This window comes from Streptomyces sp. BE303 (genome assembly GCF_036290945.1).
In the GTDB taxonomy this organism is placed as follows: Bacteria; Actinomycetota; Actinomycetes; order Streptomycetales; family Streptomycetaceae; genus Kitasatospora.
Genome location: NZ_JAQYWZ010000911.1, coordinates 1 through 24,162, shown reverse-complemented (window position 1 = coordinate 24,162; position 24,162 = coordinate 1). Strand labels below are relative to the sequence as shown.

The 24,162-nt window shown below is 74.3% G+C and carries 21 protein-coding genes and 2 riboswitches; of the genes, 6 read left to right on the top strand and 15 right to left on the bottom strand.

The window, feature by feature from the left end; all coding sequences use genetic code 11:
* Window positions 1-21: 21 nt before the first annotated feature.
* The gene (locus tag PUR56_RS35645) at window positions 22-867 is read right to left on the bottom strand and encodes a lysophospholipid acyltransferase family protein (RefSeq protein WP_380353492.1); all 846 of its coding nucleotides are present in this window, start codon (window positions 865-867) and stop codon (window positions 22-24) included.
* A gap of 247 nt (window positions 868-1,114) precedes the next feature.
* Here PUR56_RS35645 and PUR56_RS35640 point away from each other — a divergent pair, with 247 nt between their 5' ends.
* Together PUR56_RS35640 and PUR56_RS35635 are read left to right on the top strand one after the other, a co-directional pair.
* Window positions 1,115-1,909 carry an alpha/beta hydrolase gene (locus tag PUR56_RS35640; protein WP_329952017.1) on the top strand — a complete coding sequence of 265 codons (795 nt, stop codon included), beginning with the start codon at window positions 1,115-1,117 and terminating at the stop codon, window positions 1,907-1,909.
* A 10-nt stretch (window positions 1,910-1,919) separates the two neighbouring features.
* Window positions 1,920-2,687: a hypothetical protein gene (locus PUR56_RS35635; protein ID WP_329952016.1), complete on the top strand. Its 768-nt coding sequence runs from the start codon at window positions 1,920-1,922 to the stop codon at window positions 2,685-2,687.
* An 83-nt stretch (window positions 2,688-2,770) separates the two neighbouring features.
* On the opposite strand, the gene PUR56_RS35630 is transcribed toward PUR56_RS35635, so the two are convergent.
* The 5 genes from PUR56_RS35630 to PUR56_RS35610 form a co-directional block, all read right to left on the bottom strand.
* Window positions 2,771-3,514, bottom strand: a complete 744-nt coding sequence (locus tag PUR56_RS35630) for an endonuclease/exonuclease/phosphatase family protein (protein ID WP_329952015.1) — start codon at window positions 3,512-3,514, stop codon at window positions 2,771-2,773.
* 119 nt (window positions 3,515-3,633) lie between these two features.
* On the bottom strand, window positions 3,634-4,578 hold the full coding sequence (locus PUR56_RS35625; RefSeq protein WP_329952014.1) for an ROK family glucokinase: 945 nt from the start codon (window positions 4,576-4,578) through the stop codon (window positions 3,634-3,636).
* A 303-nt stretch (window positions 4,579-4,881) separates the two neighbouring features.
* Window positions 4,882-5,334 carry a DUF5304 family protein gene (locus PUR56_RS35620; protein ID WP_329952013.1) on the bottom strand — a complete coding sequence of 151 codons (453 nt, stop codon included), beginning with the start codon at window positions 5,332-5,334 and terminating at the stop codon, window positions 4,882-4,884.
* 85 nt (window positions 5,335-5,419) lie between these two features.
* Complete coding sequence (locus tag PUR56_RS35615) at window positions 5,420-6,595, bottom strand: ArsA family ATPase (protein WP_329952012.1); 1,176 nt, start codon at window positions 6,593-6,595, stop codon at window positions 5,420-5,422.
* 26 nt (window positions 6,596-6,621) lie between these two features.
* Window positions 6,622-7,092, bottom strand: coding sequence for an SRPBCC family protein (locus tag PUR56_RS35610; RefSeq protein WP_329952011.1), 471 nt, complete (start codon window positions 7,090-7,092; stop codon window positions 6,622-6,624).
* A gap of 342 nt (window positions 7,093-7,434) precedes the next feature.
* Between PUR56_RS35610 and PUR56_RS35605 the strand changes: the two genes are divergently transcribed.
* The gene (locus PUR56_RS35605; RefSeq protein WP_329952010.1) at window positions 7,435-9,228 is read left to right on the top strand and encodes an AMP-dependent synthetase/ligase; all 1,794 of its coding nucleotides are present in this window, start codon (window positions 7,435-7,437) and stop codon (window positions 9,226-9,228) included.
* Window positions 9,229-9,306: 78 nt separating this feature from the next.
* Here the strand turns inward: PUR56_RS35605 and PUR56_RS35600 are convergent, their stop codons facing one another.
* Window positions 9,307-10,443 (bottom strand): glycosyltransferase family 4 protein, encoded by a 1,137-nt coding sequence (locus PUR56_RS35600; protein WP_329952009.1) that lies wholly within the window; start codon window positions 10,441-10,443, stop codon window positions 9,307-9,309.
* A gap of 244 nt (window positions 10,444-10,687) precedes the next feature.
* Between PUR56_RS35600 and PUR56_RS35595 the strand changes: the two genes are divergently transcribed.
* A complete protein-coding gene (locus PUR56_RS35595) occupies window positions 10,688-12,112 on the top strand; it encodes a glycosyltransferase family 87 protein (RefSeq protein ID WP_329952008.1) in 1,425 nt (474 codons plus the stop codon).
* 51 nt (window positions 12,113-12,163) lie between these two features.
* Here the strand turns inward: PUR56_RS35595 and PUR56_RS35590 are convergent, their stop codons facing one another.
* The 6 genes from PUR56_RS35590 to PUR56_RS35565 all read right to left on the bottom strand — a co-directional run bounded on the left by PUR56_RS35590 (window position 12,164) and on the right by PUR56_RS35565 (window position 19,659).
* Window positions 12,164-13,282, bottom strand: coding sequence for a hypothetical protein (locus PUR56_RS35590; protein WP_329952007.1), 1,119 nt, complete (start codon window positions 13,280-13,282; stop codon window positions 12,164-12,166).
* Window positions 13,283-13,350: 68 nt separating this feature from the next.
* Complete coding sequence (locus PUR56_RS35585; protein WP_329882190.1) at window positions 13,351-14,415, bottom strand: C40 family peptidase; 1,065 nt, start codon at window positions 14,413-14,415, stop codon at window positions 13,351-13,353.
* A gap of 228 nt (window positions 14,416-14,643) precedes the next feature.
* Window positions 14,644-15,837 (bottom strand): C40 family peptidase, encoded by a 1,194-nt coding sequence (locus PUR56_RS35580; RefSeq protein ID WP_329952006.1) that lies wholly within the window; start codon window positions 15,835-15,837, stop codon window positions 14,644-14,646.
* Between the two features lie 10 nt (window positions 15,838-15,847).
* Window positions 15,848-16,000: riboswitch (cyclic di-AMP (ydaO/yuaA leader) on the bottom strand.
* Window positions 16,001-16,364: 364 nt separating this feature from the next.
* Window positions 16,365-17,408, bottom strand: a complete 1,044-nt coding sequence (locus PUR56_RS35575) for a C40 family peptidase (protein ID WP_329882191.1) — start codon at window positions 17,406-17,408, stop codon at window positions 16,365-16,367.
* A 212-nt stretch (window positions 17,409-17,620) separates the two neighbouring features.
* A complete protein-coding gene (locus PUR56_RS35570; RefSeq protein WP_380353495.1) occupies window positions 17,621-19,021 on the bottom strand; it encodes an NYN domain-containing protein in 1,401 nt (466 codons plus the stop codon).
* Between the two features lie 368 nt (window positions 19,022-19,389).
* Complete coding sequence (locus tag PUR56_RS35565; protein WP_329952005.1) at window positions 19,390-19,659, bottom strand: hypothetical protein; 270 nt, start codon at window positions 19,657-19,659, stop codon at window positions 19,390-19,392.
* Window positions 19,660-19,861: 202 nt separating this feature from the next.
* On the opposite strand from PUR56_RS35565, the gene PUR56_RS35560 reads away from it, so the two are divergent.
* A complete protein-coding gene (locus PUR56_RS35560; RefSeq protein ID WP_329882193.1) occupies window positions 19,862-20,662 on the top strand; it encodes a rhomboid family intramembrane serine protease in 801 nt (266 codons plus the stop codon).
* A 41-nt stretch (window positions 20,663-20,703) separates the two neighbouring features.
* Complete coding sequence (locus PUR56_RS35555) at window positions 20,704-20,985, top strand: Lrp/AsnC ligand binding domain-containing protein (RefSeq protein ID WP_327676407.1); 282 nt, start codon at window positions 20,704-20,706, stop codon at window positions 20,983-20,985.
* 28 nt (window positions 20,986-21,013) lie between these two features.
* On the opposite strand, the gene PUR56_RS35550 is transcribed toward PUR56_RS35555, so the two are convergent.
* The gene (locus PUR56_RS35550) at window positions 21,014-22,411 is read right to left on the bottom strand and encodes an aminotransferase class V-fold PLP-dependent enzyme (RefSeq protein WP_329882194.1); all 1,398 of its coding nucleotides are present in this window, start codon (window positions 22,409-22,411) and stop codon (window positions 21,014-21,016) included.
* 51 nt (window positions 22,412-22,462) lie between these two features.
* Window positions 22,463-22,580: riboswitch (SAM riboswitch) on the bottom strand.
* 157 nt (window positions 22,581-22,737) lie between these two features.
* Entirely contained in the window at window positions 22,738-23,814 is a 1,077-nt protein-coding gene (gene trpD / locus PUR56_RS35545; protein ID WP_329952004.1) for an anthranilate phosphoribosyltransferase, read from the bottom strand.
* Window positions 23,815-24,162: the final 348 nt, after the last annotated feature.

The following is a 24,162-nucleotide window of genomic DNA, read 5'->3' as shown; positions in this document are numbered from 1 at the left end:
GACGCCCGGCCGGTGCCCTGCTCAGGCCGGCCCGGTCTCCTTCTGCTGCTGGTCCTGCGCCTGTCCGGCGGCCTTGTCGGCCTCCGCCTGCTCGCTCTTCTCCGTCTCGGCCTTCTCCGTCTCGGCCTTCTCGGCCTTGGCGGCGGCCTGTTCGGCCTTCTGGACCGCCTTGCGCTCGGCGTCCGCACGCTTCTTGTCGTCGGCGATCTGCCGCTTGGCGGCGGTCGCGTAGACGTCCACGTACTCCTGGCCGGAGAGTCGCATGATCTCGTACATCACCTCGTCCGTCACCGAACGGAGGATGAACCGGTCGTTCTCCATGCCGTGGTAGCGGGAGAAGTCCAGCGGGCGGCCGATCCTGATGCCCGGGCGGATACCGAAGTTCGGGACCACCTGGCCGGGCGGCTGCACCTTCTCGGTGTCGATCATCGCGACCGGGATGACCGGCGCACCGGTGGCCAGCGCGACGCGGGCCAGACCGCCGACCTTGCCGCGGTACAGCTTGCCGTCGGGCGAGCGGGTGCCCTCCGGGTAGACGCCGAACAGCTCGCCGCGGTCCAGCACCGCGATCGCGGAGCGGATCGCCGCCTCGCCGGCGCCGCGCACGCCCGAGCGGTCCACCGGAAGCTGGCCGACGCCCTTGAAGAACGCCGCGGTCAGCCGGCCCTTGAGGCCCGGGGTGGTGAAGTACTCGGCCTTCGCGATGAAGGTCACCCGACGCTTGATCAGCGCGGGGAAGAAGAAGGAGTCCGAGAAGGAGAGGTGGTTGCTCGCGATGATCGCGGCACCCTCGGTGGGGATGTTCTCCTCACCCTCGATCCACGGCCGGAAGAAGATCCGTAGCAGTGGCGCGACGATCATCTTCATCAGTCGGTAGAACAACCCGGGCCTCCTGTATTGCGGACCGGTCGATCCTAATGCCCTTCGGTGCCCGCCCGTGCCCCGCCCCGCCCCGCCGGGGTGTCCGGCGGGGTGTCAGGCGGGGGTGTACGGCGCGGGCGGGCCCGTGGGACGATGCGGTTTCCGCAGCCTCCCGTACCGGTGCACCGACCAGCGCGCACCGGCGCGGGCCGGCGTCACCTCTCCAGCGTCCCCTCCCGCGAAGGAGCCCGCCATGCCGCTGCTGCCCGGCGCCGAACCGTACCGCCACCCGGGCGGACCGGTGGGCGTCCTGCTCTGTCACGGGTTCACCGGCACGCCCCAGTCGCTCCGCCCCTGGGCGGAGGAGCTGGCCGCGGCCGGGCACACCGTCGCGCTGCCGCTGCTGCCGGGGCACGGCACCCGCTGGGAGGACATGCAGCAGACGCGGTGGGAGGACTGGTACGCCGAGGTCGAGCGCGAGCTGCTGACACTCGCCGCGGAGTGCGAGCAGGTCTTCGTGTGCGGGCTCTCGATGGGCGGCGGGCTGGCGCTGCGGCTGGCCGCGGTGCACGGGTCGGTGATCTCCGGCCTGGTCCTGGTCAACCCGTCGGTGCGGTCGGACAACCCCGCGAGTGTGCTTCTGCCGGTGCTGCGGCACCTGCTCCCGAGCCTGCCCGGGGTGGCCGACGACATCGCCCGCGCCGGGGCGGCCGAGCTGGCCTACGACCGGACGCCGCTGCACGCCGCCTGGTCGCTGAGCCTGCTCTGGAAGGACGTCCAGCACCGGCTGCCACAGGTGACCCAGCCGGTGCTGCTCTTCCACAGCCCGCAGGACCACGTGGTCTCGGCGGCCAACTCCGAACTGGTGCTGGCCCGGATATCCTCGACCGACGTGACGGAGCGGCTGTGCCAGCGCAGCTACCACGTCGCGACGCTGGACCACGACGCGGCGGAAATATTCGCGGCCAGCCTGGACTTCATCCGACGGCTGGCTCCCGCGCAAGCGGCGGGCGTCACCCGGGTGGAATCCGACGATCACCAAGGCTGAAGGGCCGGAAGTGCACGAGAGCAGCACGGCGGGCGGCGGGGACGAGTCACCCCGCGAGGACGGCGCGGCCACCGACGGCGCGCGGCCGGGCGGCGAGCCGGCCGGCGGAGGGAAGACCGGCAGCGGGAAGGCCGGCGGCGAGCAGCCGGACGGCGGGCAGGCGGGCGGCGACGAGGCCGGTACCCGTACGCAGGGGGGCACCGCGGACGCGCAGGACGCCAGGGCCGCCGAGCCGCCCCGGGTGCGGCGCGCGCCCGAACGCAGCCAGGCCGAGCAGGACGAGATCTTCGCCGCGCTGGTCGCCCAGTTCGACGACCCGGTCGACCTCAACAACCCGAACTGGCCGGAGATCGAGAACCTCCGGGCGCGGGGCGAGCTCAAGGGCGGCTTCAAGGACGGCGGCGGCCCCGCCGAGCCGGGCGACCTCGCCGACCTGGCGCCCCAGCCGCGTCCCCGCTCCAACCGGCCGGTGATGCCGGCCGCCGGGTCGGGCCCGCGCGACTTCGAGCTGACCGAGGGGACCGAGGAGGACCACTTCGTCCCGCCGGAGCCCCCGCCGCTGCCGACGGCCGACACCACCGCCAAGTTCGCCTGGCTCGCCGTGCTCGGCGGCCCGGCCCTGCTGCTCTTCGACGCGGTGGTCTGGCGCGAGGTCTCCGGCTGGCCGGCCTGGCTCGGGGTGGCCGCCTTCCTGGGCGGCTTCGCGACGCTGGTGGTCCGGATGAAGGAGCACGACGAGGACGAGCCCGAGGACCCGCACGGCGGCGCCGTCGTCTGATCCGGCCGGGTACCGGCCCGACGCGGGCCGGCCCCGGCGGGCGCCGACCGGTGCCGACCGGCGCGGGCGGGTGCCGCCGCGCGTCAGCCCGCCGGCAGCTCCAGGACGGCGAGTACCGGCAGGTGGTCGGTCGCGGCCCGCAGGTCGGCCCCGGTGACGCCGGGCAGCCCGTGCGGGACCCCGCAGGCGAGCACCCGCACGCCCGGGGTGGCGAACACGGCGTCGAGCCGCTGGTAGGGGTTGTCGGGGACGGACGTCATCTCGCCGCCCCACGGCGCGACCGCGTACCCGTCCTGCAGCCGCCCGGCCAGCATCCGCCAGCCCGGCCCGTCCGGGTGCTCGTTGAAGTCGCCCGCCACGACGCCGGATCCGGCGTACCGCAGCTGTTCGGGCAGCAGCCCGAACTGCCGGAACCGCTCGTCCGCGTCCAGGCTCAGGTGGCAGGTGGTGACGGTGAACGGCGCCGCACCGGTGGTGCGGAGCAGCGCGGTGGCGAAGCCGCGCGCGTGCAGCCCGCGGGTCTTCGGCAGCAGCCGGTCGTGCACGGCCAGCACCTCGACGCCGGGCCGGCCGAGCAGCAGCGGGCCGGCGGCGATCCGGCCGCCGCCGGAGAGGATCACCGTCCCGGTCCGCCGGGCCAGCCACGCGGCCTGCCCCTCGGGCCGCCAGTAGCGGGGCGACTCCTGGACGCAGACGACGTCCGGCGCGCAGGCCCGGATCACCCGGACCAGGGCGTTCCGGTCGTCCCGCAGCGAGCGGACGTTGTAGCTGAGCAGCCGCAGCCGGCGCGGCCCGGGCGGCGGCAGATCGGCCGGTCCGGTGGTCATGGCGGTCCTCCCCTGGGGCGTCCTCGGGGACGACCGTACGGCAGGACGCGGCCCCGGGGGCCGGAAACACGACGGCGGCGGCCCGGGCGGGCCGCCGCCGTGCACGGAGGAGCGAGGGGTCAGATCGTGCGGGCCAGGTCGGCCGCGCCGGCGATCCCGGCCGCCGAGCCCGTCGACGAGAGCACCACCTCGGCGCGGGGGCGGTGCACGCCACCGGTCAGGTACTGCTCGAAGGCCTTGGCGACCGGGTCGAGCAGCAGCCGGCCGGAGTCGGAGACGCCGCCGCCGAGCACGAAGACGCCCGGGTCGAAGAGCGCGGCGAGGTCGGCCATCCCCCGGCCCAGCCAGTCGGCCAGCTCGGCGTAGCACTCCAGGGCGAGCGGGTCGCCCTCCTCGGCGGCCTGGGTGATGTGGATGCCGCGGATGGTCTCGGCGACGCCGTCGTTGAGCTCCAGCATCCGCTTGCCGCGGAGCGGGTCGGCGGCCGACTTCTCCCGGCCGTACCGGCGCAGCGCCCGGCCCGATCCGTACTGCTCCCAGCAGCCCTTGCCGCCGCAGCCGCAGGGCAGGCCGTCCGGGACCATGTTGAGGTGGCCGATCTCGCCGGCCACGCCGAACCGGCCGCGGTGCAGCCGGCCGTCCAGGACGAGGCCGCCGCCGATGCCGGTGCCGACGGTGATCAGCACCATGTCGGAGTGCCCGGCGGCCGCGCCGTAGCGGTACTCGGCCCAGGCGGCGCAGTTCGCGTCGTTCTCGACGACCGCGGGCAGGCCGGTGAGCTCCTCGATCCGGCCGCGCAGCGGTTCGTCCTCCCAGTCGATGTTGGGGGCGAAGATCACCGTGGAGCGGTCGCGGTCCACGAAGCCGGGGGCGCCGATGCCGGCCGCGGCCACGTCGGGGTACTGCTCCTTGAGCTCGCGCACGGCCTGCGCGATGGCGTCGACCGCCCACTGCGGGTCGGCCGGGGTCGGCACCCTGGTCCGGGCCAGGATCTCGCCGGCCTCGTCGACCACGCCTGCCGCGATCTTGGTCCCGCCGACGTCGACGCCGATGGTCAGAGCCATGTGTCCCTCAGCTATTCACTCGATCCCGCTGGACGGAACGCTACCGCCCAACCCTGCCCCCGTACACACCGTCGCATACATTAACCGAAGACAATCCGACCAGGACGCGCCCGATCCCCTTCAAAAGTCGTACATTTTCTCCGGTGGCGTCACAGGCCGAAGCCGACGGATAACCAGGGCGGGACCAGGGGTTCACTGCTTGTCGGACGGCCCTCAGGCGTGGCGGGCCCGACCGGGGCGGCCGGAGCGCCCGCGAGGCGGCGGAGGGTGGGCGGGAGGCCGCGGACCGTCGGGCGCGCCGGGCTACTCGGGCGCGCCGGGTCGTCCGGGCACGTCCGGCTGCCCGGGCGCGCCGGGAGCGTCGGAGGTGCCGGGAGCGTCGGCCGAGCCGGGAGCGTCGAGGTCGACCCGCTCGCTGCGGGCCGGCTCCCCCGCGGTCCAGCGGTGCTCGTGGCCGGCCACCGCGGCCCGGTAGGCGGCGAGCAGCTCGGTCCCGGCTGCGGCCAGTCCGGTGCCCGCGGCGGCGAGGTGGCCGTACACCTCGGGCTGCTTCTCGCGCAGGCGGTCGGCCATCCCGGCGAGCGAGATCAGGGTCTCGGCGCTCGCCTCCTGCGCCTTCCCCCCGACGGCGGCGGCGAACCGGCGGACCTCGTCCACCAGCGGGCCCAGCTCCGGCCCGAACGGGTGCGCCTGCGGGCCGTCCCCGCCTGGGCCGTCCTGCTCGTTGGTGGGCTCGGTCCGGTCGGTGGTGGTCATCGCGGGCGCCTCCTCAGCTGTGGTGGCCGCGTCCACGGCCACCGGTCCCGACGCTACCGGACCACCGGGAACGCCCCGACCGGCCTCAGCTCCGGGGCCAGAGCGCCGGATCCGGCGCGAAGCGGACGGTGAGCGCCCCGTCGTGCAGACCCGCGCCGGCGACGGTGCAACGGCGCAGCGCCGACGGCAGGGTGAGCACCCGTCGGTGGGCGCCGAGTCCGACCACCAGTTCGTCGCCGCGCCGGACCAGGTCGAGGTCCGCACGTTCGGAGCCGGGCAGGGCGAGGTGCCAGACCAGCAGCCCCTCGGCGGCCAGCCGGTCCTCGACGGTCCAGGGCTCGGCCGGACGCGGCTCCGGACCGGGGCCGGCCCCGTAGAGGCGGTCGGCGACGGCCTCCAGGGTGGCCTCGGCGAACCCCGTGGTCAGCACCGGAACGCCGTCCGAGGCGGCGGCCAGTTCGGCCAGCTCCTCCCGGCGGCGGCCGGCCAGCGCGGCCAGCCACGGGTCGGGCGAGTCGACGGCGCCGTCCGGCAGCGCACCGTGCACCACCACGGCGTCCGGCCGGTGGCCGTGCAGGGCCAGCCCGGCCCGGATCCGGCGCAGCCCGGCGAAGGGGTGGGCGTCGGCGGCGGTGACCAGCCGGACGGTGGTGCCGGGCGCGGAGATCGCGGCGCGCGCCTCGGCGAGCGCGCCGGCCGCCTTGCCGCGGGCCTCGTACAGCCAGTCGGCGGGCATCGGCACGCCGGCGAGGCCGGCCAGCAGCGGGCGCAGGGCCCGGGCGGCCTGCCGCTGCTCGGGCGCGAGCCGGGCCAGGTAGCGCTCCAGCTGCTCGGGCAGGGCCAGGGTGGCGATCAGGTCGGCGGGCGGCGGGGCGAGCACGACCAGCACGTCCGCGTCGGCGGCCGGCAGGGCGCGCAGCAGCGCGAGCCGTGCGGTGCCGGGGAGGGCGGTGAGCTCCTCCGGGTCGAGCGGATCGGCGCCGAGCAGGTCGAGCGCGGGCTTGAGCCGGCCGCCGACCACGTCGAGGGCGCGCCGGAAGGCGGCCTGCTCGTCGATCCGGGCGACGGTGAGGCCGGGCGCGTAGGGCTCGGGCGCGGACTCCAGCCGGGTACCGAGGACGGCGTCCAGGGTCCGGTGCGGGTCGTCGGCGGCCAGCAGCAGGGTGCGCCGGCCCTGCCGGGCGGCGTGCAGGGCGGTGGCGGCGGCCACCGTCGGTGCCGCCGTGTCGCCGCTGACCAGGATGGTGCGTGTCGCCGTCATGCCGTACTGCCCCCGTTCGCCCGCCGTCAGCCCTCGACGGTGCTGGTGGTGCCGGTGGTGCCGGTGTCCTCGACCCGCTTCTTCAGGCCGGCCAGGGCACGGTCGATGATGACCTTCTCGGCCTTGCGCTTGATCATGCCGAGCATCGGGATCTTGACGTCCACGGCGAGCTGGTAGGTGACCTCGGTGCGGTCGGTACCGAGCGGGGCCAGGGTGTAGGAGCCGTCCAGCGAGCGGAGCATCTGGCTGCGCACCAGCGTCCAGCCGACCTCGCGGTCGCCGTCCCAGTTGTAGGCGAGGACGTGCTCGTCACGGATCGCGCCGGCGTCGAGCAGCAGCCTGACCTGTGCGGCGCGGCCGTTCTCGGCGGTCTCCAGCACCTCGATCTCCTTGACCTCACCGGTCCAGGCCGGGTAGGCGGCGAAGTCGGCGATCACGGCCATGACCGCCGCCGGGGTCGCGTCGATGGTGATGCTCGACCTGGTGTGCTCCGCCATGGAATGGCCCTCCGCGTCGTCCCTTGCTGCCGTCCCGGCCGAGCCTGCTCGGTCGGGTGCGCCCGGAGCAGGCTATCGCGACCGGCGATCTCCGCCGCCCGCGGTCCGCCGCCCGGCCCGCCCCGCGGAGGGCGGGCGGGGTCGCCCTCCTGGGCCGGGCCGGTGGCTACCGGCCGGTCACCCCGGGGCTGTCGTAGGGTGCCATTCGAACGACCAGGTCCCGACCTGGTCGGACGGGTCAAGGTGTGACACTTCGAACACCGGGGCCGACCCCCCTGGTCGAAGCCGCCTACCGGGCAGTAACGTCCTGCCGTCCCGCAGCGTCGCGAACGAGGAGCAGTCTTGCTCGACTTCAGCCTTCCGGCCCTCTACCAGGTACCGAGCGGCGGTAACCTCTCCGACCTCGTGCACCAGAACGCCGAGCGGCACCCCGAGGTCGTGGTGCTCAGCCGCAAGGTGGACGGCCGGTGGCAGGAGTTGACCGCCGCCCAGTTCCTGGTCGAGGTGCACGCCGCCGCGAAGGGCCTGATCGCCACCGGCATCCGGCCGGGCGACCGGGTGGGCATCATGTCCCGCACCCGGTACGAGTGGACCCTGCTGGACTTCGCGATCTGGACGGCCGGCGCGATCACCGTGCCGGTGTACGAGACCTCCTCCGCCGAGCAGGTCGAGTGGATCCTCGGCGACTCCGGCGCGGTCGCCGTCCTGACCGAGACCGCCGCGCACGCCGCGGTGGTCGAGACGGTCCGCGAGCGGCTGCCGGAGCTGGCGCACACCTGGCAGATCGAGGACGGCGCGCTGGCCGCGCTGGCCGAGGCCGGCCGCAGGGTCGCCGACGCGACCGTCACCGAGCGCCGCTCGGTGGCCACCGCCGACTCGGTCGCCACCATCGTCTACACCTCGGGCACCACCGGCCGCCCGAAGGGCTGTCAGCTGACGCACGCGAACTTCCTGGCCGAGTGCGGCAACGTGGTGGAGCGCCTCGCCCCGCTGTTCCGTACCGGCGAGAGTTCCGTCCTGCTCTTCCTGCCGCTCGCGCACGTGCTCGCCCGGATCGCCGAGATCGCCCCGGCGATGGCCCCGATCAAGCTCGGCCACGTCTCCGACATCAAGGACGTCACGGCGGAGCTGGCGTCCTTCCGCCCGACCCTGATCCTGGGTGTGCCGCGGGTCTTCGAGAAGGTGTACAACACGGCGCGCGCCAAGGCCCAGGCCGACGGCAAGGGCAAGATCTTCGACAAGGCCGCCGACACCGCGATCGCGTACAGCCGGGCGCTGGACGCCGGCGGCGCCGGGCTGCTGCTCAAGCTGAAGCACGCGGTCTTCGACAAGCTGGTCTACAGCAAGCTGCGGGCCGCGCTCGGCGGCCGTGCGACCCACGCGATCTCCGGCGGCGCCCCGCTCGGCGAGCGGCTCGGCCACTTCTACCGGGGCATCGGCTTCACCGTGCTGGAGGGCTACGGCCTGACCGAGACCTGCGCGGCCACCGCCTTCAACCCGTGGGACAAGCCGAAGATCGGCACGGTCGGCCAGCCGCTGCCCGGCTCCGCCGTACGGATCGCCGAGGACGGCGAGGTGCTGTTCAAGGGTCCGCAGGTGTTCACCGGCTACTGGAACAACCCGCAGGCGACCGCCGACACCCTGAAGGACGGCTGGATCTCGACCGGCGACCTCGGTTCGCTGGACGACGAGGGCTACCTCACCATCACCGGCCGCAAGAAGGAGATCATCGTCACCGCGGGCGGCAAGAACGTCGCCCCGGCGGTGATCGAGGACCGCATCCGGGCGCACGCACTGGTCGGCGAGGTCATGGTGGTCGGCGACCGCAAGCCGTTCGTCGCCTGCCTGCTCACCGTGGACGAGGACTTCTTCCCGAAGTGGAAGGAGCTGAACGGCAAGCCGGCCACCGCCACCGTGGCCGAGCTGCGCGAGGACGCGGACCTGCTGGCCGCCCTGCAGTCCGCGGTGGACGACGGCAACGCGGCCGTCTCGCACGCCGAGGCCGTCAAGAAGTTCCGCCTGCTGGACACCGTCCTCTCCGAGGAGAGCGGCCACCTGACGCCCTCGCTCAAGCTCAAGCGGAACGTCGTGCTGAAGGACTTCGCGGCCGACGTCGAGTCGATCTACCAGCGCTAGGACTCGCCCGCCCCCGTCCGGCCCGGTCACCGGTACGGCCCGTCCCCTCGGAACGACGGGGCGGGCCGTCCGGCGGCGTCAGCCGGCCAGCAGCGAGGTCAGCCGCCCGGCCAGGAGGTCCCAGCGCCAGGAGCGGTCGACCCAGCGCCGCCCGGCCTCGCCCATCCTCCGGCGCAGTTCCTCGTCCTTCAGCAGCCGGACGATCCGCTCGGCCGCCGCCGCGGGCGAGCCGCCCGGCACGACGTAGCCGGTCTCGCCCTCCAGCACCGCGTCCGGCGCGCCTCCGGAGTCCCCGGCCACCACCGGCAGCCCGGTCGCCGAGGCCTCCAGGTAGACGATGCCGAGGCCCTCGACGTCCAGCCCGCCGCGGCGGGTGCGGCAGGGCATGGCGAAGACGTCCCCGGCGCCGTAGTGAGCGGGCAGCTCCTCCCAGGGCACCGAGCCGGTGAACCGCACCGAGGGGCGCACGCCCCGGGCGTCCACCAGCTTCTCCAGCTCCGCCCGGTACGGGCCCCCGCCGACGATCAGCAGGACGGCGTCCGGCACGTCGGCGAGGATCTGCGGCATCGCCTCGATCAGGGTGTCCTGGCCCTTGCGCGGCACCAGCCGGGAGACGCAGACCACCACCGGACGGCCCGCCAGGCCGAGCCGCTCACGGACCGCGGCGCCGCCGGAGTCCGGGTGGAAGGTCCGCTCGTCCACGCCGGGCGGCAGCTGCACCATCCGCGCGGCGGCCGTCGGCCCGACCGCGTCGGCGATCCGGGAGCGGGTGTACTCGCCGAGGTAGGTGAGGGTGTCGGTGCCTTCGCCGATCCGGCGCAGCAGCTGCCGGGCGACCGGCAGCTGGGCCCAGGCGGCCTCGTGGCCGTGGGTCATCCCGAGCAGCCGGCCGGCCCCGGCCCGGCGCAGCGCGGGGGCCATCAGGCCGAGCGGGGCGGCGGCGCCGAACCAGACCGAGTCGCACCGCTCGGCCCGGAGGATCTCGGCGGCCCGCCGGGTGACCCGGGGTGTGGGAACCATCACCTTCGTCCGGTCCCGGATCACCGGGAACGGCTGCTCGGCGTCGAACCGCGCCACCTCGCCGCCGTCGCGCCAGCTGGAGGCGTACACGACGACGCTCCCTGCGGGCTGACGGACGGCCATGTTGTGGACGAAGGCCTGGATGCCGCCGGGCCTGGGCGGGAAGTCGTTGGTGACGATCAAGGTCTTGTGCATCAGGCGACGGCTCGCTCGGTCGGGGGGTGCTCGGTGTACCGCTGGGTGATCCGTACGATAGGTCAACACCATGACCCGCCGGGAACGGAACCGCGCACGGCAACCGTTCCATCCCCGGGTCTGTCCTAGAACCTAGGCGGCCGGTGCGGCCGGGCCGGCGGACGGCGCCGGCCCGGCACCGGCGGCCCGGGCGTCCGTCGCACGGCGCCTCCGGTGGGACGTCCGAGACGAACGAGGGAGCGCAGTGGAGTTGGCCCCGGCCACCGAGTCCGGTTCACCCATCGGCGTCGCCGGCTCCGGCACGGCGCTGGCGGTCCGGCAGGGGCCCGTCCAGGGCCCTGCGCGCCCCTCCGGGCGGGCCGGGGCGCTGCTCGCGCTCGGCGGGAGCTGGGTGGCCTCCCGGGCGCTGCTGCTGCTCCTGGTGACCGGCGTGCTGCGGATGCCCGGCGGGGACATCACCGCCGACGTCTGGATCATCTACCACGCCTGGTACGGCGTCCTGCAGACCGGCACCTTCCCGCTCGACGACGTCACCTGGCAGTACCCGCCCGGCGCCGCCCTGGTGATCATGCTGCCGGGGCTGCTGCCCTGGTCGTACCTGGTGTCGTTCTGGGTGATCTGCGGGATCGCCGACGCGGCCGCGATGGCCCTGCTGGTCCGCACCGGCCTGCGCAGGGGCCGGGCGCTGACCGGCGCCTGGGTCTGGGTGGCGGGCGTACCGCTGCTCGGCCCGATGATCTACAACCGCTACGACGTGATCGTCACCGCGATCGCGGTGGCCGGCCTGCTCGCGCTGATCCGCCGTCCGGCCGTCGGCGGGCTGCTGCTGGGCCTCGGCGGGATCATCAAGATCTGGCCGCTGTTCGGCCTGATCGGCACCCCGTCCGGCCGGCGGACCCGCCGTTCCTGGACGGCCGCCGCCGCCACGACCGCGGCGATCGGCTTCCTGCTGGCCGCCGGGATGAACGGCGCGTTCAGGTTCCTGACGTTCCAGAAGGACCGCGGCATCGAGGTGGAGTCGGTCGGCGCGCTGCCGATCCACTTCGCCCGGATCGCCGGTGCCTGGGACGGCAAGGTGCTGATGAACTACGGCTCCGTCGAGATGCTCGGACCGTGGGTGCCGGTGGTCTCCAAGGTCATGCTGGCCGGCTCGGTCCTGGGCTTCGGCTGGCTGCTGCTGTGGCGGTTCACCGCCCGCCGGCGGAACGCGGCCACCATGTACGACGCGGCGCTGGCCGCCCTGCTGATCTTCACCGTCACCAGCCGGGTGATCAGCCCGCAGTACCTGGTCTGGCTGGTCGGCGCGGCCGCGGTCTGCCTGACGGTGCGCGGCACCAGCCAGCGGCCGGTCGCCCTGCTCGTCCTGGCCGCGACGCCGCTGACCCTGGTGGAGTTCCCGCTGATCTTCGGCGACGTGGTGGACAGCAAGCCGACCGCGATCGCCGTGCTGACCCTGCGCAACCTGCTGCTGCTGGCCGCCACCTGGGTCTCCTGCGTCCGGCTCTGGCGCTCCACCCGGCGCGCCGAGCGGCTCCCGGCCACCGTGGTGCTGCCCCGCCCGGAGCAGGTCCCGGCCGCCGCCTCCGCCTACTCGGTCCGCCCGGGCATCGCGTACGAGCAGGACCTGCTGGACGGCATCGACCGGCCCACCGCCCGCAGCGAACGCTGACCGGGGCGGACGGCCGGCGGCTCCGGCCAGCTGTCACCGGGCGGCCCGCGACTACCCCGCCAGGCCCCGTACCTCGGTGAGCCAGAGCCGGGTGAACTCGGCCAGCCCGAGGCCGAGCCCGTCGCGGAGGAGCCCGTCCAGCCACGCCTCCCGGTCGGCCCCCGGGCCGGCCTCGCCGACCGCCCGGTAGAGCGCCACCAGCCGCTGCGGCCCGTACCGGCGCGCGATCAGGTCACAGGCCAGCCAGGCCTGCTCGTAGGCCTGGGCGATGCCGCCGGCGCCGGCCGTGAAGTCCCCGTCCCCGGGCAGCGCGACGGGCACCCTCCCGGCGGCGACGTCCCGGGCCAGCTCGGGGGCTATCCGCCGGGCCGGGCGGCCCGAGTCGCGGTACCCGGTCCAGTCGGCGACCCCCTCGGAGAGCCAGAGCGGCGTCCAGGCCCGGGTGTCGGCGCGGGTGGCCACGTGCACCGCCTCGTGCGTCGCCACCACCTGCCGGCCGAAGTCGCTCAGCCGCCCGTACGCCCCGGGGTTGACCACGATCCGGTCGGCCGGGGCGTGCCGCGGCGCCCCGGGGGCCGCGACGGTGACCGCCGCCATCCCGGACCAGCCGGGCGAGCCGCCCGCCACCAGCCGGGCGAACTGCTCCTCGGTGGCCGGCAGGTGGAACAGCAGCCGGCCCGCCCAGTCGCTGCCCCAGAGCGCCTCGACCGCCGGGACGGCGCGGTCGCCGGCGGCGGCCAGCCCGGCCAGCGCGGGCGGATCCGCCGGGCCGAGCACCAGGCAGCGCTCACCGGCGGCGGCCCGGACGGCACCGAGGTCCCAGAGCGGGGGCGGGCCGTCGAGTCCCTCCTCCCGCTCCACCCGCCGGTCCCCGGCACTCCCGGCCAGCGTCAGCCGGCGCGGGTACACCACCGGCTGCTCGTCGTACCCGGTCACCGTGACCGCCAGCTCGGCGGTGGCGGAGCACCGACCGGCCGGGTCCACCGGGCCGAGCAGCAGGTTGCGGTAGACCGCCCGGACCGGCAGCGCGGGCGGCCCCGCGGTCAGTGCCCGGGCCCGCTCGTCCAGCGCCGCGAGGACCTCGGCGTGCTCGTCGGCCGCGCCCGACGCCGGAGCGGCCCGGCCGGCCCCGGGCACCGAGAGCTGGGCCAGACCGGCGGCCGCGAGCAACAGGGCGCCGCGCCGGGACAGCGTCCGGCCGCCGCCCGTGGCGCCGGCCGGGGAGGGGCCGGGGCGGCTCAGAGCCGGATCACCCCCGCGACCGGCATCGCGCCGACGCTCTCGTAGCGGACCTTGGCCCCCGGGTACGGGGCGTGCACGATCACGCCGCCGCCGGCGTACATCCCGACGTGGTGCATGTCCCGGTAGAAGATCACCAGGTCTCCCGGCCGCGCTTCGGAGAGTCCCACCCGCCGGCCGGCGTACGCCTGGGCCTGCGAGGTGCGCGGCAGGGTCACTCCGGCCTGCCGCCAACTCCAGTACATCAGACCGGAACAGTCGAACGCCTTGGGCCCGGTGGATCCGTACACGTAGGGCGAGCCGATCATCTTGACGGCGGCGGCCAGCGCGGCGGCGCCCCGCTCGGAGGCGGGCGGGGCGGTCCCGAGGTCCAGCCGGTCGGTGCCGCGCGTGGCCCGCTGCTCCGCCTCCCGGGCGTCCTGCGCCGCCAGCCGGGCCCGCTCGACGACGCCGAGGCTGTTGAGGAGCCGCTGCGCCTTGGCCAGCCGCTGCTGGATCTGCTGCTTGCTCTCGGCGAGCGCCTTGCGGGTCTGGTCCAGCTCGGCGAGCTTGGCGGACGTCTCGGCGCGGCGCTGGTCGAGTCCGCGCTGCCGGGCGACCACCTCGCGGAGCGTCTCGTTCTGCCGCTCGGCGGCCTGGTCGAGGCTGCGGGCCCGGGAGAGGTAGCCCGCCGGGTCGGCGGAGAGCATCAGCTGCACGGTCTGCGCCATGCCGCCGCCCCGGTACTCGGCGCCGGCCACCGCCGCGAGGTCGCCGCGGAGCTGGTTGAGCTCGTCCTGGGCGACGGCGGTCTGCTGCTGGAGCGTGCCGGTCTCGTGCTGGAGCTTCTGCTGGGCCTCCTGGGCGGCGTTGTGCCGCTCGGAGGCCTGCTCGGCCTCCTCGTACAGCTGCTCCACCTGGGCCTTGACGTCCTTGCGGTTGGCGGGCCCGTCCGGGGAGCCGGGCGCCGCCTGGGCGGTGCCTCCGGTCGCCACACCCAGCGCGGTGGTGGCCGCCGCGGTGAGCACCAGCGCCCGGGCGAGGGCGTGCGCACCTGACAGCGGGGAACGGCGGTGCACGGGCATGCGGCGTCGGCTCCGATCCTGCGGCAACGGCCCGCCGCCGCCCCGGGGAGGACGGCTGGAAGCGGGAGTCCGGTGGCAGACGTTAGCGAGTCCGGGCAACCGAGTCCAAACCCCTCCCAACCCGAATATTTGACCCTCAATCGGACATCAGCCCGAGCGGGGGAAAAGCCGCAGGCCCGGCCTCCCCTCGCGGGGAGACCGGGCCCGTACGGACCGCGTGATCGGGGATCAGAGGCGCACGATGGAGTTGACCGGCATGTTGGAGGCCGCCTCGTAACGCACCGACGCACCCGGCTTGGGGGCGTGGATGACCTGACCGCCGCCCACGTAGATGCCGACGTGGTGCCGGTCGCCGTAGAAGATGACCAGGTCGCCGGGCTGGGCCTGGGAGATGTCCGAGCCGATCCGGGTACCGGCGCCGGCCTGCGCCTGCGAGGTGCGCGGGAGCGACACGCCCGCCTGGGCGTAGGCCCAGCCGGTGAGGCCGGAGCAGTCGAAGCTGCTCGGGCCGGTGGCGCCGTAGACGTACGGGGCACCGAGCTTGCTCTCGGCCGCGGCGATCGCGGCGGCGGCGCGCGAGCTGTTGGCGGCGGGCGCGGCCGGCTTCGGCGAGGCCGGAGCGGAGGAGGCCGGCGCGGCGGGCGCCTGGGTGGACGGAGCCTGGGCGGACGGCGCGCTGAGGTTGGTGCGGTCGTTCTCGCGGGAGGCGCGCTCGGCGTCGGCCTTCGCCTTGGCGACCTTGGCGGCCTCGGCCTTGGCGGCGTCCGCCTTCGCCTTGGCCTCGGCGGCGGCCTTCTCCTCGGCCGCGCGGATCGCCAGGCGCTCCTGCTCGCTGAGGGTGTTGAACAGGTCCTGGGCCTTCGTCAGCTTGGCCTGGACCTCCTCCTTGGAGGTCTTCAGCTGCTGGGTGGTGGCCTCCAGCTCGCCGAGCTTGTTCTGGGTCTCGGTGCGGTCCTGGTCGAGCCTGCGCTGCTGCTCCTGGAGCTCCTTCAGCGCGCCGGACTGGGTCGAACCGGCCTGGTTCAGGGCGTCGGCCTGGTTGAGGAAGTTGTCCGGGCTGGAGGAGAGCACCAGCTGGACGGTCTGCGATATGCCGCCGGTGCGGTACTGCTCGCCGGCGATCTCGGCGAGGCCGCCCTGCGCCTCGGTCACCACAGCCTGCTGACGGGCCACCTTGTCCTGGAGGTCGCCGACCTGCTTCTGCAGCTCCTGCTGCTTGGCCTGGGCGCCGTTGAGCTTCTCGGTGGCGATCTCGGCCTGCTCGTTGAGCTGGTCGACCTGCTCCTTGACCTGGTCCTTGGTCGGCGTCGGGTCGGCGTGGGCGCCGGACTGCGCGGAAAGGGCGACGGCCGCGGCGGCGAGGCCGGTCATGATCGAGACCCGGGTGCGGCCGGCGGGCTTGGGACGACGATGGGACGCCACGAAGGCGGACTCCTTCTTCCTCATCCGCCTACCGGGTGAGCTGACGGGTTCGGGCGGAAGCGTGCCCTACGACGCCTCACCGGCCGCTCACGCGACCGACCTGGCGCCGATTCACCCCGGAGGAACGTGGTTCCCCGGCTCCACTCCACAGCGCCCCCGACTGCTGGGCTCTCACTCGGACGGGCGACTGCCCGTCCCGCTGTTTCACGAACTCGGCGGGAACCACCGCCGCCACCCGGACTGGGTGATCGACTGTGCGGTGGTTCGAGGTACGACCCTAGTAACAGATCCGTGATCCGTTCAAATCCTTGTCGGAAAAAAGCTAGAAGAATACCGAAGTTCATTTGTGAATATGACCGGGTGTGACCAGCGCCGTACACGGAGCTGATCGTTCCTCACCTCTCGGTCGAACCGGCGGCCGAAACACCCGCGCCACCCCCGTTCGGAGGTGGCGCGGATCACAGGGCCTTCGGCGGGCCCGCGGGCGTGTCGTGGCGGACCGTCAAACGGCCGGACACCCCGGCGCGTCAGACGCGGCGGATCGTGTTGATCTTCATCCCGTCGGCCTTCATCACCTTGATCACGTCACCGGTGCGGGGTGCGTGCACCACCATGCCGTTGCCGATGTACATCGCGACGTGGCTGCGGTCGTCGCGGTAGATGATCAGGTCACCGGGCTGCGCCTCGGCGAGCGACGGCACCCGGGTGCCGTAGTTGCCCTGGGCCTGCGAGGTACGCGGCAGCGAGACCCCGGCCTTGCCGTACGCCCAGACCATGAGCCCCGAGCAGTCGAAGCTGTTCGGGCCGGTGGAACCCCAGCCGTACGGCTTGCCCTGCTGGGCCATCGCGAGGGCCACCGCGGAGCCGGCCATGCCGGAGGCCTTCGGGAGCTCACCCAGGTCCGGGCGCTCGGTCCCGCGCGAGGCGCGGTCGGCCTGCTGCTGGGCCGCCTTCAGGGCCGCACGGTCGGCGGCGCTGAGCGAGTTCAGCAGGTCCTGGGCCTCCTTGAGCTTCTTGTTCACCTCCGCCTTGGACTGGTTCAGGTCCTTGGTGGTGGTGTCCAGCGAGGCCAGGACGGCGGCCGCCTCGACCTTCTGCTGGTCCAGCCGGCGCTGCTGGTCCTGGAGCCCCTTGAGCGCCTCGGCCTGGCTGGAGCTGGCCTGCTGCACGCTGCTGGCCTTGTCCAGGTAGCCGGACGGGTCGGAGGAGAGCATCAGCTGGACCGACGGGTCGATGCCGCCGGTGCGGTACTGCGCACCCGCGACCTCGGCCAGCCCGGCCTGAAGCTGGGTCATCTGCTCCTGACCGCGGGCCACCTGGTCCTGGAGCTGGTCAGCCTGCTTGCGCAGCTGGTCGGCCCGCTCCTTGGCGCCGTTGAATCGCTCGGTGGCCTGTTCGGCCTCCTCCTGCAGCTGGTCGATCTGCGCCTTGACGTCGTCCTTCTTGGGCGACGGGCTCGGCGCGGCGTGAGCGGCGACCTGGGCGGAGAGAGCGACCGCGGTCGCAGCGGCCGCGGTGAGCACGGTGACTCGCGCGCGGCTCGGCTGCTTGGGACGGCGGTGGGAGGCCAAAAGACCGGCTCCTTCTTCCAATGGACTCACCTGAACGGGTGAGAATCCGGAAAATAGGTTTGACGCCAGACACTAGTGAAGATCCATGCTTTGCGCCACTCCCCCGTTGGCGTGAACCCGTCCCCCACTCCCTGACTTCACGAGACCCTCACATCGCCGCAATCCCGGCGCTGACCAGGCGTCATTCCCGCCCGCTCGGAACCGGCGCACGGCTACGGCCGGGCCAGCCGATTGAGCAGCAGAACGGAGGCTACAGGGCGCGCGCCCGCCTTCCGTACGCCCTCCGCGACCTCCCGGTCGGTGGAGACCACCACCACCGGGCGCCCCTGCGGCTCGGCCCGCACCAACCGGCGGATCAGCTCGTCCGCCGTCTCCCCCGTTCGGCTGAACCGCACCCGCACGCCGCGCGGCGGCGCCATGATCACCGGCACGTCCAGGTCCTGCCCGTCGAACACGCAGGTGACCTCCGCCTGGGTGCGCTGCGCCAGCATCGCCAGCCCGCCCAGCAGCCGGATCCGCTGCTGCTCCAACGGCAGCGTCGGGTAGCCCGTCTTGGTCACGTTGTAGCCGTCCACCACCAGATGGACCTGCGGGATCGCCAGCAGCTGGTCCAGCAGCGCCGGGTCGTCCTCCGCCAGACCGCGCCGCGCCACGTCGTGCGGCGAGGCCGAACCCGGCACCACCGCCTCCACCAGGTCCGCCGGACGGATCTGGGACACCGGGAGCGCCAGCTCCCGCTGCAGCCCCTGGGCCGACTGGAGGACGGCGTCCAGCAGCAGCCGCAGCCGCATGTCCTCGACGCTGCGCCCCTCGCGGGCCGACCGGCGGCCCTGCTCGACGGCGGTCTCCAGCTCCGACACCCGGTGCCGCAGCCGCCGCGTCTCGCTCTCGCCGGCACTCCGCTCGGCCGCCGCCTGCGCCTTGACCGCCTCGAACTCGACGGCCAGCTTGCGGGTCTCGGCCTGCGCCCGGCGGGTGTCGCTCTCCAGCGAACGGACCTTCCGGCGCAGCGACTCGGCCTCCTTGCGGACGTCCTCCGACTCGCTCCGCTGCCGGTCGAGGTCGGCACGGGCGGCGGCCCGCACCTCGGCCAGCTCGGCCTGCAGCTTCTCCACCAGCCGGGCCGCCTCGGCCGCCGCACCTTCGGCGCCGGCCCGCTCGGCCTCCTCGCCCGCCTCCGCGACCAGGCGGCTCCAGCCCGCCGACCGGACCAGGTACGCGGCCGCGGCCACGTCCATCGGATCGGCGGCACCCGGAACGGTGCCCGACTCCAGCGCCCGGACCAGATCGGGCTGGCCCAGCCGCAGCCGCTCCGCTATCCGCACGCGGAAGGCCGGCTCGGACTCCAGCGCGGCGGCCAGCGCGGTGGCCGCGTACTTGGCCCGACGGGCCGGGGTGAACTTGGCGTACTGGCGCAGCGACTGGGGCAGCTCGCCGAGCGGCAGCCCGCCGAGCGCGTCGGCGGCCAGGCCGACCACCCGTCGGCGCACCCCCTCGGGCAGCGGCCGGTCCAGCTTCTCGGCAGGCGTCTCAGCGGGCGCATCGGCAGGCGCATCGGCAGGCGTCTCGGTGGGCCGTTCGCCGGACGGCTCCTCCGCCGTCGACGGCGTCAGCCCGTCACGGTCGCCCGCCCCACCGGCACCGGAGGGCCCGTCGTGCCCACCCTGCTCGCCCGGCCCGTCGACGGCTGCCGCCGGTTCGTCACCGCCACCGGGCTCCTCACCGCCGGCCACCTCGGCCGCGGCGCCGGAACCGAAGGGAGCGGCCACGGCCGCGTCCGGCGCCTGCGCGTCCACAGCGGGCTGCTGCCCCTGCGGCCCGGCGGGCTCCTTCGCTGCGTCCACCACGTCCTCGGCTCCGATCCTGGTCCAGCGGGCGACGGCCGGCGGCCGCCACCCGCGTCACACCCCGTGCGTTCTCTCTGTATTGTCCCGTGCGGTGGACCGCCACGCCGTGTGCCGTCCACCGCACGGGCGGGGCATCAGCCCTGCTCGCCGACGACCTCGGGCCCGGCGTCCGCCGCACCCGGGCGGGCGACCAGCTCGACCTGGTCCACCGCGTTGCACCAGCGGCATCGCACCGACTCGACGGTCTCGCTGAGGACCTGGGTCTCCTCGACCTTGGAATCGCCGGCCAGGTCGAAGTGGAGGAACTCGGTCACCCGGGCGGTGCGGGTGACGTCGAAACGGGTCAGGTTTCCGCAGAGCGTGCAGCGCCAGCGCGTCTCGGCGGTCAGAGCGGGGACAGTCATCGGGGGTCCTCTCGGGTGGTCCCTGGACGGGCTCAGGCGCTCCCCCCGGAGCCCCGGCGTCGGCGGCGGGAGGCGGGAAGGCCCGCCCCAAGCCTATTGCCTGGGGCAACCTTCGTGACCACCGGTCACGGCGATCACCGCCTTGGGCCACCTGCCGTAACGACGCGGTCCCGCCCGGTCCGCCGGAGGGATGCTAGGCGGCATGGCGATCCCGGTCCTCGACCACGCCGGTGCGCGCGACGGCCGACCGGCCGCCGCCGCTCCGGCCGTCTGCTACGCGCTGATCGCGCTCAACACCGTGGTCTTCCTGTTCGGGCCGGCCGCCGGACTCAATCCGCTGTACGGGCGCGACCAGGCCCGGGTCTGTGCCGAGCAGCGCTACGAACAGCGCTGGGGGGCCGTGCCGGCCGAACTGCTGGCCGGGCATCCGCTCACCGCCGAACAGCTGGCCGAGGCCCCCGACCCGGTGCCCGGCTGCCCGGCCGCGCCGACCCCGGGGAAGCACCCGGCGCTCTCGGTGCTCAGCGCGCTCTTCCTGCACGGCGGCTGGCTGCACCTGCTGGGCAACCTGCTCTTCCTCCACGTCTTCGGCCCGACCGTCGAACGGCGGCTCGGCCGCCCCCGGTTCGTCCTCTTCTACCTGGCGGCCGGGGCGGTGGCCACCTACGGCTTCGCGCTCGCCGAGGCGCACACGGCGGACTCGACCCGGGTGCTGATCGGCGCCTCCGGGGCGATCTCGGCCGTTCTCGGCACCTACCTCCGCCTGCACCCGCGGGCCCGGGTCACCACGCTCGTCCCGCTGCTGCTCTTCCTCCCGCTGCGGTTCCCGGCCTGGCTGGTGCTCGGGCTCTGGTTCGCCCTGCAGTGGTGGTCGGTCCATTCGGCGGGGCCGGGGGTCGCCTACCTGGTGCACGTGATCGGCTTCGCGGCCGGCTTCCTCTACGCCTGCACCCTGGCCGAGCGCCGCCCCCGGGCCGCCCGCCGCCCGCGACCGTCCGGCTGACGCCCGATACGCTGGCGGCACCTCACAAAGGAGCTCGCACCGTGATCACCGCCATCGTCCTGATCAAGACCAGCGTCGACCGCATCCCGGAGATCGCCGAGGCGATCGCCGCCATCGAGGGCGTCAGCGAGGTCTACTCGGTGACCGGCGGGTACGACCTGGTCGCGATGGTGCGGGTGCGGCGGCACGACGACCTCGCCGAGGTGATCCCCGGCCGGCTCAACAAGGTCCCGGGCGTGGCCCACACCGAGACCCAGATCGCCTTCCGCACCTACTCCCAGCACGACCTGGAGGCCGCCTTCGCGATCGGCCTCGACGCCTGACCCCGTCGGGCGCCCGGCCGGCGCTCCGTCAGGCTCCCCGACGGGTGTCCGCGACGCAACGGCCGCCCTCGTTGCGGTAGTTCCAGGCCGCCCCGTCCGTGACCAGGTCGCGGACGGCGGTCAGGAACCGGTCGATGTGCTCGTCCGGGGTGCCCGCGCCGAAGCTCACGCGGATCGCGTTCAGGCTGCGCTCGCCCGGCAGCGAGGGCTCGGGCGCACCGCACTCGGACGGCGCGACGTCCTCGTCGCCGAGCAGGGTGCGGAGCAGCGGGTGCGCACAGAACAGGCCGTCGCGCACGCCGATGCCGTACTCGGCGGAGAGCGCGGCCGAGAAGTGCGAGCTGTTCCAGTCCTGGACGACGAAGGAGAGCACGCCCACCCGGGCCGACTCCGGGCCGAACAGGTTGAGCACCTTGACCTGCGGGATCTCCGCCAGTCCGGCCTTCAGCCGCTCGACCAGCACGCGCTCGCGGGCCTCCAGCGCGTCGAAGCCGGCCTCGGTCAGGGCCCGGCAGGCGGAGGCGATCGCGTACGCGCCGATCACGTTCGGGGAGCCGGCCTCGTGCCGGGCCGGGCCGGTGTGCCACTGCACGGCGACCGAGCCGTCCTCCTCGCGGGCCACCGTCCGGGTGGCGCCGCCGCCGGCCAGGTACGGCTCGGCCGCGTCCAGCCAGTCGGAGCGGCCGGCCAGCACACCGGCACCGAACGGCGCGTACAGCTTGTGCCCGGAGAAGGCGATCCAGTCCACGTCCAGCTCGCGCACCGAGACGCGGTGGTGCGGGGCCAGCTGTGCGGCGTCCAGCACCACCCGGGCGCCGTGGCGGTGGGCGGTCCGGGTCAGCTCGGCGACCGGCCACAGCTCGCCGGTGACGTTCGAGGCGCCGGTGACACAGAGCAGCTTGGGGCCCTCGGGCGACTCGGCCAGCGCGGCGTCGAAGGCGGCGACCGCCTCGGCGTGCGAGCGCGGGGCGCGCAGGTAGGTGACGGCCAGGCCGGCGTGCGCCCAGGGCAGCAGCGAGGCGTGGTGCTCGGTCTCGAACGCGAACACCCGGGTGCCGGCCGGGACGGCGGCGGCCAGCAGGTTCAGCGAGTCGGTGGTGGCGCGGGTGAAGACCACCTGGTCGCCCTCGCGCAGGTCCAGGAACTCGGTGACGGTGCGGCGGCTCTGCTCGAACAGGTCGGTGGAGAGCTGCGAGAGGTACCCGGCGCCGCGGTGCACGCTGCCGTAGTACGGGGCGTAGGCGGCGACGTCGTCCCAGACCCGCTGGAGCGCCGGGGAGCTGGCGGCGTAGTCGAGCGCCGCGTAGCCGACCTTCTCACCGGTGGCGAGCGGGACCTGGACGTCGTGGCCGAGGACGGCGAGGAGCGGCTGCGCGGCGTCGGTCTGGTCGAGGACGGCGGCCGGGAACTGGGAGGAAAGGGACATGGGGATGCACTCCTTCTACGGGCCTGGACCCCGGGAGTACACCTCGTCCGGCGTCCGCGCTTGTCACGCGGACGGATTGCCGCATGACCCGGTCCTCACCCAGGGCACCCCGCCACGGACGGAGGGTTGCCGGACAGCCAGCTGGGGCTTGATGCTGTCACTCATGACCTGGCGAAGACTCTAGGTCGCGTCCGTCCCGTGGTCAAACACGGGTCCACATCCCGGACGGCCGTCCGGGCAGCGGTCGGCGGACCGGGCTGCGGCCGGGCTGCGGCCGGGAACGCGAAAGGCCGGCGGGAGACGCCCCGCCGGCCCCTGTCGCCGCATCAGACCCGCGCGGTGGCCTCCGACCAGTGCTTCAGCAGGTCCCGGGCGGCGCCCGAGTCGATCGCCGCCGCGGTCCGCTCCATCCCGGCCGCCAGCTGCTCCGACAGCGGCGCGTCGGTCAGGTCGAGTGCCACCAGTGCCGCCGCCGAGTTCAGCACGACGGCGTCCCGGACCGGCCCGTGCTCCCCGGCCAGGAGCCGGCGCGCGACGTCCGCGTTGTACGCCGGGTCCGCCCCGCGCAGCGCCTCGATGCCGACCGGCTCGATCCCGACGTCGCGCGGGTCGAGGACGGTCTCGGTCACGGCGCCGTCGCGGACGATCCAGACCCGCGAGGTGGTGGTGATGGTCAGCTCGTCGAGGCCGTCGTCGCCGCGGAAGACCAGTGCGGTGGAGCCGCGCCGCGCCAGCACGCCGGCGATCAGCTCAGCGAGCCGGGTGTCGAAGCAGCCGATCGCGTGCGCGGTCACCCGCGCCGGGTTGGTGAGCGGCCCGAGGATGTTGAACGCGGTGGGCACCCCGAGGTCGCGGCGGGCCGGGGCGGCGTGCCGCATCGACGGGTGGAAGGTGGCCGCGAAGCAGAACGTCAGCCCGACCTCCTCGGCCACCTCGGCGACCCGGCTCGGCGCCAGGTCCAGCCGGATCCCGAGCTTCTCCAGCACGTCCGAGGACCCGCTCGACGAGGAGGCGGCCCGGTTGCCGTGCTTGACCACCTTGGCGCCCGCCGCCGCCGCGACGATCGCCGACATGGTGGAGATGTTGACGGTCTTCGCCCGGTCGCCGCCGGTACCGACGATGTCCACCGCCGGGCCGGGGACGGACAGCGGCTCGGCGTGCGCGTACATCGAGTCGACCAGTCCGGAGATCTCGTCGACCGTCTCGCCCTTGGCCCGCAGCGCCACCATGAACCCGGCGACCTGGACCGGGGACGCCTCGCCGCTCATGATCCGGTCCATCGCCCAGGCGGTGGCCGAGCGGTCGAGGTCCTCCCCGCGCAGCAGCACCGTCAGGATGTCCGGCCAGGTGCGGACCACCTGCGCGGGGTCGCTACCGCCGTTCGCAGGGTGCGCGTTCACCATGGCTGACTCCAGCTCTCGCTCCCCGGTGTACGGGGATGGACCGTAGGGACGGAGCCAGCCTATCGAGCGGCGGGGCACCGGGGCTCCGCCGTTCACCCTTCTTCTCCCGTAGTGAGACGCGAGGCCCCGGACTCCCCGTCCGGAACGCCCCTCCCGGGAGGCGCGGCCCGGCCGCCCCCGGTCCCGGGGGGCCTGCGGACCTCCGCGCGCCCGCTAGCTGTATTGATCACGAGCGTTGTTGACAGTGGTCGGGCTTGATCAAACGTAAAGACCTCCGGTGTGGTGGAGCTGTCTAGGACTGCACCGCACCGGAGGTCTTCGTGTCCCACCGTAACGCCCGCCTGACCG